The organism is Micromonospora sp. NPDC003776, assembly GCF_053605645.1.
Map to the genome: position 1 here is coordinate 1 of NZ_JBSGJR010000335.1, position 7,584 is coordinate 7,584.

At 73.2% G+C, this 7,584-nt stretch carries 5 protein-coding genes and 1 pseudogene; 4 read left to right on the plus strand and 2 right to left on the minus strand.

Annotated features, from left to right (window positions below):
- Together ACWEVO_RS23805 and ACWEVO_RS23810 are read right to left on the minus strand one after the other, a co-directional pair.
- A pseudogene (locus ACWEVO_RS23805) lies at nt 1-351 on the minus strand (hypothetical protein); the annotation flags it as partial.
- Nucleotides 348-833 (minus strand): SigE family RNA polymerase sigma factor, encoded by a 486-nt coding sequence (locus ACWEVO_RS23810; protein WP_452309733.1) that lies wholly within the window; start codon nt 831-833, stop codon nt 348-350. The pseudogene ACWEVO_RS23805 and the gene ACWEVO_RS23810, both read right to left, overlap by 4 nt.
- Nucleotides 834-1,011: 178 nt before the next feature.
- On the opposite strand from ACWEVO_RS23810, the gene ACWEVO_RS23815 reads away from it, so the two are divergent.
- The 4 genes from ACWEVO_RS23815 to ACWEVO_RS23830 all read left to right on the plus strand — a co-directional run bounded on the left by ACWEVO_RS23815 (nt 1,012) and on the right by ACWEVO_RS23830 (nt 7,503).
- Nucleotides 1,012-2,592, plus strand: a complete 1,581-nt coding sequence (locus ACWEVO_RS23815; protein ID WP_452309734.1) for an LPXTG cell wall anchor domain-containing protein — start codon at nt 1,012-1,014, stop codon at nt 2,590-2,592.
- A gap of 109 nt (nt 2,593-2,701) precedes the next feature.
- Nucleotides 2,702-4,126 carry a 3' terminal RNA ribose 2'-O-methyltransferase Hen1 gene (locus tag ACWEVO_RS23820; protein ID WP_452309735.1) on the plus strand — a complete coding sequence of 475 codons (1,425 nt, stop codon included), beginning with the start codon at nt 2,702-2,704 and terminating at the stop codon, nt 4,124-4,126.
- Entirely contained in the window at nt 4,123-6,639 is a 2,517-nt protein-coding gene (locus ACWEVO_RS23825; RefSeq protein ID WP_452309736.1) for a polynucleotide kinase-phosphatase, read from the plus strand. The genes ACWEVO_RS23820 and ACWEVO_RS23825 overlap by 4 nt, the downstream gene beginning before the upstream one ends.
- An 81-nt stretch (nt 6,640-6,720) precedes the next feature.
- Complete coding sequence (locus tag ACWEVO_RS23830; protein WP_452309737.1) at nt 6,721-7,503, plus strand: DedA family protein; 783 nt, start codon at nt 6,721-6,723, stop codon at nt 7,501-7,503.
- The last annotated feature ends 81 nt before the right edge of the window (nt 7,504-7,584 follow it).

Below are 7,584 nucleotides of genomic sequence, written 5' to 3' on the forward strand. Positions count from 1 at the left end.
CTTCCACACTACCCCCACCCCCCCCCCTCCCGCTCTGTCGGCGCGCCGGACCTGCCGGGGGGCGTTGCCCACCCCCCCGACTAACAACACGTTCACCGCCCCGGCCGGGGCCGGCGCCGCCGCGGCCGGGTCGGCCAGCAGGTGCCCGGCCTCCCGGTGCTGCGGCGCGGCCACCGTGAAGCCGGTCAGGGCGGCGGCGACGACCGCCATGGCCGTACCGGCGAGCCGGACCCGCAGGCGGCGCCGACGGCGGCGGACCACGGTCCGGTCGATGGCGGCGCGCAGCGGGCCGGCCGGCGGGGTGAGCGCCTCGTGCCGCGCGAAGGCGGCCCGCAGGTCGTCCTCGATCATGAGTGAACCTCCACGTACTCGGCTCGGAGGGTGGCCAGTGCCCGGGAGATGCAGGACCGCACGGTGCCGACGGCGCAGCCGAGGATCTCGGCGATCTCCGCGTCGGGCAGGTCCTCGTAGTAGCGGAGCACCAGCGTGGCGCGCTGCCGTCGGGGCAGCTGGGACAGCCAGGACCAGATCTGGTCACGGTCCACGGCGGATTGCGCGTGGTCGGTCGGTACCGGCACCGCCTCGTCCGGCTCGCCCCGCAGCAGCACCCGGCGCGCCCACGACCCGCGTCGCCAGTCGATGAACTGGTTGGTGAGCATCCGGCGGACGTACCGCTCCGGGGCGTCGCTGCGGGCCACCCGCCGCCAGTTCAACTGGACCCGGACCATGGTCTCCTGCACCAGGTCCTGCGCCTGGTGCGGATCGCCGGTCAGCATGACCGCGTACCGCAGCAGGGCGCTCAGCCGCGCGTCGGCGAACTCCTCGTACGTCACTGCACCTCCCGGTGTCCCGCCCTGTTGACGGGTACGGGCCGGCCGAACATTGCGCTCGCCTTACTCATCCGTTCGGTCAATATCCGCTCTTCCCGGCGATCCTGGGCAGCGGGGTGCCTTAGGGGATCTTTAAGCTCCACAGGCCGCACCTGGCGTTTCCCCCGGGAGGAACCCCCAAATGCTCACCCGTTCAACTCGGCGCTGGCTGGCCGGGATCGGCGTCGCAGGCGCATTCGTCGCCGCCTCCGCCACCCCCGCCTTCGCGACCGACCCCACCCCCAGCGTCGCCGACGCCAAGGGCGCCGAGGGCTTCACGCTGTACGCCAACGACATCATCCTGGCCCCGGGCGGGCCGGAGAAGTGGATCTCGCTGTACTCGCTGGTGAACGATCCGTTCACCGACTACACCGTCAAGGTGGACCTCAGCGGCGTCGACAGCTTCGCCGAGGTGCAGGGCCCCGACAACTGCCAGGAGGCCGCCGGAGTCCTGACCTGCACGGTCAAGAACGACCCCGAGCCCGACCTCGACCTGCTCTCGCTCACCGTGCTGCCCAAGGAGACCGCCAAGGCCGGGCAGGAGGGCAAGCTCAAGTACACCGTCACCACGGGGAGCGCCGGGACGGCCAGCTTCGAGTCCACCGTCAGCGTGGGCGAGGGCGTCGACCTGACCTCCGAGCCCTTCGTCTACCTCGACGGCTCGCCGGGACAGACCGTCAGGTCGCCGCTGGCGGTGGGCAACCAGGGTGAGACCGACGCTCGTGGCGCCGTCCTCTTCTTCTTCGGCTCCTACGGCCTGGCCCCGGCCAAGCGGTACGAGAACTGCGAGTACTTCGACGACAACTTCGACACGAACGCCTACGCCTGCAAGCTCGACGCCACCGTGGCGGCGGGTGGCAGCGCGAAGCTGGACGACTCGTTCGCCTTCGCCGTCCCCGGTGACGCCTGGGCCCCGAACCAGGACTACGGCTTCGCGATCTGGATGACCCCGGCGGACTGGGACGCGTTCCGGAGCCAGGTGCCGGACTTCGGCAAGAGCACGAAGGGCGACGCGGGCCCGCTCACCCTGAAGGCGTCGGCGCCCTCCCGGACCATGGCCCGCCAGCTCGCCGGGCAGACCGACGTCGACCCGTACAACAACGAGACCATGATCAAGCTCACGGTCAAGGGCAACCAGAAGGCTGACGCCGTGGCCAACGGTGCCACCGTGCACGGTGCGGTCGGCGACACCGTCCCGGTCACGGTCGGTTTCACGAACAACGGTCCGGCGGCGATCAACGCTGGCGGCGAGAACGGCATCTACACCCTGGCGCTGGTCACCCTGCCCAAGGGCACGACGGCCGTGAAGGCGCCGGAGCAGTGCGCCGACGCCGAGGGCGAGTTCGGTGTGGACTCCGGCAAGGCGGGTGCCGCCGCGTACGCCTGTTTCGTGCCCGAGGTGATCGGCCGCGGCAAGAAGGTCGCCTTCCCGTTCTCCCTGCGCGTCGACCAGGCCGGCGCCCTGACCGGGGAGGTCCAGCTGTTCCACGGCGGGCCGGACGAGAACATGGTGCAGGACCTCAACCCGGCGAACGACATCGCGAAGATCCTGGTGAACCCGGCCGGTGGCAACGGTGACGGTGGCCAGGGTGGCGGTGGCGGCACGCTGCCGATCACCGGCTCCGCCACCGGCCTGATCGCCGGCCTCGGCGCGCTGCTGCTCGCCGCCGGCGCCGGCGGCTACGTGGTGGCCCGCCGCCGGAAGACCCGCTTCGTGGCCTGATCCGTACGACGGCACCGATGCCCCGTCGACCCGAGGTCGGCGGGGCATCGTCGTGCGTACCGGCGAAAACGGGACGACGCAAGATCGATGGGGCTGCCACCATCGACGGGTGCTGCTGACCCTGACCACGACCCATCGCCCGGCGACCGACCTCGGCCACCTCCTCGTCAAGCACCCGGACCGCGTGCAGAGCTTCGACCTGCCCGCCGGCACCGCGCACGTGCTCTACCCGGAGGCGGACGAGCAGCGCTGCACGGCGGCGCTGCTGGTCGAGGTCGACCCGCTCAAGCTGGGCGGCGGTCGGGGCCGCAAGCAGGCCACAACAGACGCGTTCACCCTCGGCCAGTACGTCAACGATCGCCCGTACGCGGCGTCCAGCCTGCTCTCGTCGGCGCTGGCCAAGGTGTTCCGGTCGGCGCTGCGCGGCGAGTCCCGGGACCGGCCGGAGCTGGCCGCCACCGCCATCCCGCTGACGGTACGGGTGCCGGTGCTGCGCTGCCGGGGCGGCGCCGAGCTCGCCGTGCGGGTCTTCGCCCCGCTGGGCTGGGCGGTGTCGGCCACCCCGATCCCGCTCGACGAGGCGTACCCGGAGTGGGGCGACAGCCGGTACGTCGACCTGACGCTGACCGGCACGCTGCGGCTCGCCGACGCCCTCAATCACCTGTACGTGCTGCTCCCGGTGCTGGACGACGCCAAGCACTACTGGGTGGCGCCGGACGAGGTGGACAAGCTGCTCCGGGCCGGTGCCGGCTGGCTGGCCGAGCACCCGGAACGGGGCCAGATCACCCGCCGCTACCTGGCCCACCGCCGGGCCCTGGCGGGCGAGGCGCTGGCCCGCCTGGCCGAGCTGCGCCTCGCCGACGATCCGCCGGCCGACGACAGCGTCGACCCGGCGCAGGAGCCGGACCGGAAGCGGGCGTCACTGGCCGTACGCCGCCGGGACGCGGTGCTGGCGGCGCTGCGGGACAGCGGTGCCTCCCGGGTGCTCGACCTGGGCTGCGGGGGCGGGGCCCTGCTCACCGCGCTGGTCGCCGACCGGCGGTTCACCGAGGTCGTCGGCACCGACGTGTCGAGCCAGGCGCTCGCCCTGGCCGCCCGGCGGCTGCGGCTGGACCGGCTTCCGGAGCGGCAGCGGCACCGGATCACGCTGTGGCAGTCGGCGCTGACCTACCGGGACGACCGGCTGCGCGGCTACGACGCGGCGGTGCTGATGGAGGTGATCGAGCACGTCGACCCACCCCGGCTGCCGGCACTGGAGGACGCGGTGTTCGGGCACGCCCGGCCCGGCACCGTCGTGGTGACCACTCCCAACGTCGAGTACAACGTGCGCTACGAGGGGCTGGCCGCGGGCCGGCTCCGGCACACCGACCACCGGTTCGAGTGGACCCGGGCCGAGTTCGCCGCCTGGGTCGAGCGGGTGGCGGCGACCCACGGCTACGCCGCCACGATCGCCGGGATCGGCGACGAGGACCCGGAGGTCGGCAGCCCGACGCAGCTCGCGGTGCTGAACCGGAAGGAGGAGATCAGCGCATGACCACCCTGGACATTCCCGAGCTCGCCCTGGTGGCGCTGGTCGGCGTCTCCGGCTCCGGCAAGTCCACCTTTGCGCGCCGGCACTTCGCGCCGACCCAGGTGCTCTCCTCGGACGCCTTCCGGGGGATGGTGGCCGACGACGAGAACGACCAGGCGGCCTCCGGCGACGCCTTCGACGCGCTGCACCACGTCGCCGGCATCCGGCTGCGGCGGGGGCACCTGACCGTGGTCGACGCGACCAACCTCCAGCCGCACGCCCGGGCCGCCCTGGTGCGGGTGGCCCGCGAGCACGACGTGCTGCCGGTGGCGATCGTGCTGGACGTGCCGGAGGCGCTGGCCTGGGAGCGTACGCAGGTCCGGGCCGACCGGACCCACGGCCGGCAGGTGCTCGCCCGGATGCAGCGTGACCTGCGGCAGTCGTACGGGCGGCTGGCCCGCGAGGGCTTCCGCAAGGTGCACGTGCTGCGCGGGGTGGAGGAGATCGACGCCGCGGAGATCCGCTACGAGAAGCTGTTCAACGACCGGCGCGAGCTGACCGGGCCGTTCGACATCGTCGGCGACGTGCACGGTTGCCGGGAGGAGCTGGAGGCGCTGCTGGTCCGGCTGGGCTACGCCCTGCACCGCGACGACGCGGGCCGCCCGGTGGACGCGACGCCGCCGGCCGGGCGTACCGCCGTCTTCGTGGGTGACCTGGTGGACCGCGGCCCCGACTCGCCCGGGGTGCTCCGCCTGGTGATGGGCATGGTGGCGGCCGGCCACGCGATCTGCGTGCCGGGCAACCACGAGCAGAAGCTGCTGCGCAAGCTGCGCGGTCGGGACGTGCGGCTCACCCACGGCCTGGCCGAGACGATGGCCCAGCTGGCGGTGGAGCCGGAGCGTTTCGTGGCCGACGCGGTGACCTTCATCGACGGCCTGGTCAGCCACTACGTGCTGGACGGCGGCCGGCTGGTGGTGGCGCACGCCGGGCTGAAGGAGGCCTACCACGGCCGGACCTCCGGGCGGGTGCGGTCGTTCGCGCTCTACGGGGAGACCACCGGCGATACCGACGAGTACGGCCTGCCGGTCCGGTACCCGTGGGCGCGGGACTACCGCGGCGCGGCCATGGTCGTGTACGGGCACACCCCGACGCCGGAGCCGGAGTGGGTCAACAACACCATCTGCGTCGACACCGGCTGCGTCTTCGGCGGCCGGCTCACCGCGCTGCGCTACCCCGAGAAGGAGCTGGTCTCCGTCCCGGCGGTCAAGGAGTGGTACGCCCCGGCCCGGCCGCTGGTCGCGCCCACGGCGACCCGCCCGGACACGGTGCTGGACCTGGCCGACGTGACCGGGCGCCGGCACCTCACCCACCCGTACGGGACGCTGACCGTGCCGGCCGAGAACGCCGCGGCCGCGCTGGAGGTGATGAGCCGGTACGCGCTCGACCCGGGCCGGCTGGTCTGGCTGCCGCCGACCATGGCGCCCTGCTCGACGTCGACGGTCGACGGGTTCCTGGAGCACCCGGAGCAGGCGTTCGCGGACTACCGCGCGGCCGGCGTCGAGCGGGTGGTCTGCGAGGAGAAGCACATGGGCTCGCGTGCCGTGGTGCTGGTGGAACGGGAGCCGGGGCGGTTCGGCGGCGGGGCGGTGCACACCCGTACCGGCCGGCCGTTCTTCGGGCCGCCGCTGGATGACGAACTGCTGGCCCGGGTCCGCGCCGCGGTTACCTCGGCCGGCCTCTGGGCCGAGCTGGACACCGACTGGCTGCTGCTCGACTGCGAGCTGCTGCCCTGGTCGGCGAAGGCGGGCAGCTTGATCCGCGAGCAGTACGCCGGGGTCGGCGCGGCCGGCCGGGCGGCGCTGCCGGCGGTGCTCGCCACGCTGGACGCCGCCGCCGGCCGGGGGCTGCCGGTGGGTGAGCTGCGGGGCCGGATGGCCGAGCGGGGCGCCGAGGTCGAGGCGTACTCGGCGGCGTACCGGGCGTACGTGGGGCCGACGGACGGGCTGCGCGGGGTGACCCTGGCGCCGTTCGCGGTGCTGGCCGGGGCCGGGGTGAGCTACGCGGACCGCGACCACGGGTGGCACCTCGCCCTGGCCGACCGGCTCTGCGCGGCCGACCCGGGGTTCTTCACCCCGACCCGTCGGCAGGTGGTCGACCTGACGGACGCGGCGGCGGTGGCCGCGGCGACCGACTGGTGGCTGGCGCTGACCGGGGCCGGCGGCGAGGGCATGGTGGTGAAGCCGTACGCCGGCCTGGCCGCCCGTTCGCCGAAGGGGTCGCTGCTCCAGCCGGGGATCAAGTGCCGGGGCCGGGAGTACCTGCGGATCATCTACGGTCCCGGGTACACCGGGCCCGGTCAGCTCGCCGCGCTGCGCAAACGATCCCTGGGCCGCAAGCGCGGACTGGCGCTGCGCGAACACGGGCTGGGCCTCGCCGCCCTGGACGCGCTGGCCGAGGACGCGCCGCTCTGGCGCCGCCACGAACTGGTCTTCGCCATCCTCGCCTGCGAGTCGGAACCGGTCGACCCGCGCCTCTAGGCAGGTACCGCCCGGTCCGGCGCGGCGCCGGACCGGGTCCGGGTACCCTTTGTGGCCGTGGACACAGCTGAGAAGACCCGGATGATCTCCGAGAGCGTCGCTCTGAACCCGCTCGACCCGAAGGATCTGATCCACACCTTCGGGATGATCGGCGTCTGGGCGATCCTCTTCGCCGAGACCGGCCTGCTGGTCGGCTTCTTCTTCCCGGGCGACTCACTGCTCTTCCTGGCCGGGGTGGCCGCCTCCCCGGTGGCCGACGCGATCTTCGGGGCGGGCACCCGGCTCTCCCTCGCCGGGCTGCTGATCGGCGGCCCGCTCTGCGCGATCGCCGGCGCGCAGCTCGGTCACTGGCTCGGCGCCCGGTACGGCCGGCGGATGTTCGACAAGCCCAACTCCCGCCTGTTCAAGCGGGAGTACGTGGAGAAGGCCGAGTACTACTTCCAGAAGTTCGGCCCGGCGAAGGCCGTGGTGCTGGCCCGGTTCATCCCGATCGTGCGCACCTTCCTGAACCCGGTGGCCGGGGTGCTGGGGATGCCCGCCCGGCAGTTCTTCCTCTGGAACGTGGTCGGCGCGTTCCTCTGGGTGGACGGCATCCTGCTGATCGGCTACCTGCTGGCCGACCAGATCTACAACGCGATCGGCGACAAGATCGACCGGTACATCCTGCCGGTGGTCGCCCTGATCATCCTGATCTCGGTGCTGCCGATCTTCTTCGAGTTCCTCCGCGACCGGCGGGCGCGCAAGCGCGGCGAGGCGGCCGCGGTGATCGCGGCGGCCAGCGCGGCGGGCGCGGCCGACGCGGTGCGGGACGCGATCGACGGCGACGACCACCGGCACGGGCACGGCGGGCAGCACCGCCGCTGATCGTCGATACGCCGATGGCCGGCCCGGACGAGTTGCCACTGCTGGTTGGCGCCGTTCCAGTCGGTGTACTGGACGATGTTG

Excerpts from the sequence above, each read along its gene's own strand:
- ACWEVO_RS23830 (WP_452309737.1), top strand. The coding sequence starts at position 6,721 with ATGATCTCCGAGAGCGTCGCTCTGAACCCGCTCGACCCGAAGGATCTG.
- ACWEVO_RS23825 (WP_452309736.1), top strand. The coding sequence starts at position 4,123 with ATGACCACCCTGGACATTCCCGAGCTCGCCCTGGTGGCGCTGGTCGGC.
- ACWEVO_RS23815 (WP_452309734.1), top strand. The coding sequence starts at position 1,012 with ATGCTCACCCGTTCAACTCGGCGCTGGCTGGCCGGGATCGGCGTCGCA.